Source organism: Azospirillum sp. B506 (assembly GCF_000333595.1).
In the GTDB taxonomy this organism is placed as follows: Bacteria; Pseudomonadota; Alphaproteobacteria; order Azospirillales; family Azospirillaceae; genus Azospirillum.
In genome coordinates, this window is the sequence record NZ_BADK01000665.1 from 1 (window position 1) to 1,938 (window position 1,938).

At 69.9% G+C, this 1,938-nt stretch carries 2 protein-coding genes and 1 pseudogene; all 3 read right to left on the bottom strand.

The features are described from left to right. Positions 1 to 114: 114 nt before the first annotated feature. On the bottom strand, positions 115 to 912 hold the full coding sequence (locus I71_RS19690; protein ID WP_042696818.1) for a class III extradiol ring-cleavage dioxygenase: 798 nt from the start codon (positions 910 to 912) through the stop codon (positions 115 to 117). Between the two features lie 162 nt (positions 913 to 1,074). Next, positions 1,075 to 1,554: an ATP synthase subunit B gene (locus I71_RS19695; RefSeq protein WP_042696820.1), complete on the bottom strand. Its 480-nt coding sequence runs from the start codon at positions 1,552 to 1,554 to the stop codon at positions 1,075 to 1,077. Then, positions 1,551 to 1,938: pseudogene (locus I71_RS19700) on the bottom strand (ATPase); the annotation flags it as partial. The gene I71_RS19695 and the pseudogene I71_RS19700, both read right to left, overlap by 4 nt.

Below are 1,938 nucleotides of genomic sequence, written 5' to 3' on the forward strand. Positions count from 1 at the left end.
CGGTCACAACCTTGGGGCAAGCCCATGGACCGGACCGGTCGTCGCGCGGCGCGGATTGTAGCTGGCCTATCCCCCAGGCAAACAGACAAGTGTGCGACGGAGTACCGCTAATGGTCAGGCGTCGCCGCCACCTGCGCCGGAAGCGGTGAAGGCGTAAGCGTGCATGCCCAGGCTGCCATGTTCGAAGCCGGCATGCAGCCGCTCGGCCTTGGGCCGCGCTCCGGCTGCACCCAGGGCCACCGGCAGAGGCAGGAAATGCTCGTCTGTCGGGTGGGCGCGGCGGGCATCGGGGCAGGCGGTCAGCCAATTGCCGACCGCCTCGGTATCGCCGGCCTCAAGGGTCTTGTCCAGCCAGCCGGCGAAGCCGGTTGCCCAGGGAGCGGCACTGGTGCCGCCGAAGCGGAATTCCCGCAGATTGTGGACGGCGCCGCCACTGGCGAGGATCAGCACACCCTCGCGCCGCAGCGATTCCAGCGACCGGCCGAGCGCGATGTGGTCGGCGGCACTGCTGTAGGGCATCACCGACAGCTGCGCCACCGGGATGTCGGCCTCCGGATACATCAGCATCAGCGGCACCCAGGCGCCATGGTCCAGCCCCTGCGACGGATCGACGACGGCGCCGGTCAGCTCCGCCACCCGGCGGGCCAGGGCCGGCGCGCCCGGTGCGGCGTAGCGCATGCGATAGAGCGCATCGGGAAAGCCGTAGAAATCATGGATGGTTTCCGGCGCCGTCGCCCCGCTGACCGCCGGCACCCGGGTGGTCCAATGGGCCGACACCGCCAGGATCGCACTCGGTCGGCCAAGCTTGCGGCCCAGCCCGGCGAGGAAGTCACGGCCGGCGCTGGTCTCCAGGATCAGCGTGGGGGCGCCGTGGGAAACGAAAACGGACGGGAACGGGGCGGTGTCGGACATCGGGGAAGGGAACTCCGGCCGGGCGAAAGGGGAGGGCGGTGGAGGGAGGAACCACCGCTCCATTCCAGCAAAGAAAAACCCCGGCGCATAGGCCGGGGTTTCTTCAAAGTCCGTTGTTCATGCCGCAACAATCGTTGCAGCCAAACACCGTGGGCCGACCGATCAGTGCAGGTGCTTCGGCAGCTCGCCGATCGACTGCTCGATCAGCTTGTCGGCCTGGGCCGGGGGCAGACCGCCGGCCAGCACGCGCCGGCTGGCACCGATGGCGACGTCGACCGTCAGGTTGCGGACCTCGGCCAGAGCCGCGGCTTCGGCCTGGGCGATGCGGTCCATCGCCTGGGCCTCGCGGCGCTTCAGCGACGCTTCCAGGTCGGAACCGGCCTGGGCCTGCAGACGGGCGGCTTCCTCGCGGGCGTGGGCCAGAACGGCCTCCGCTTCCTTCTTGGCGTCGGCCAGGCGGCTCTGATAGCCGTTCAGCAGAGCCTGCGCGTCCTTGTGCAGACGCTCGGCCTCGTCCAGTTCGGAGCGGATGCGCTCGGCGCGGCCGTCCAGCGCGGTGCCGATGACGGCGGACGCCTTCTTCCAGACCAGGGCCACGAAGATGACGAAGGCGATTGCGACCCAGAATTCAGGTGCGTTCATCCCCGGCGCTCCTCAAGCACGGCCGCGACGGCGGCATCCGCCTGGGCCTGATCGACGTCGACGCCGGCCAGCCGGCCGGTGATGTCGCGGACGATGCCGGTCGACTCGGCGCGGATGTTGGCCAGGGCCTGGTCCTTCGCCGTGGCGATGGACGCCTCGGCGGTGCGCAGGCGTTCGGCGATGTCGGCGTTCAACTGGGCCTGACGGGCCTGGTTGTTCGCCTCGATCCCGGCGGCGGCCTCGGCGATGACGCCCTGTGCCTCGGCGCGGGCGCCGGCGAGGGACTTCTCGACCTGGGCCAGAATGGCCTCGGCCTCTTCCTTCAGCTGGGCTGCCTTGGCCAGATCGCGCGAGATGGACTCTAGAGGTTCCCCGGGACCGAGC

What these genes read in the sequence shown, in the direction of transcription:
- I71_RS19690 (WP_042696818.1), bottom strand. Translation starts at nt 912, where the DNA reads ATGTCCGACACCGCCCCGTTCCCGTCCGTTTTCGTTTCCCACGGCGCC.
- I71_RS19695 (WP_042696820.1), bottom strand. Translation starts at nt 1,554, where the DNA reads ATGAACGCACCTGAATTCTGGGTCGCAATCGCCTTCGTCATCTTCGTG.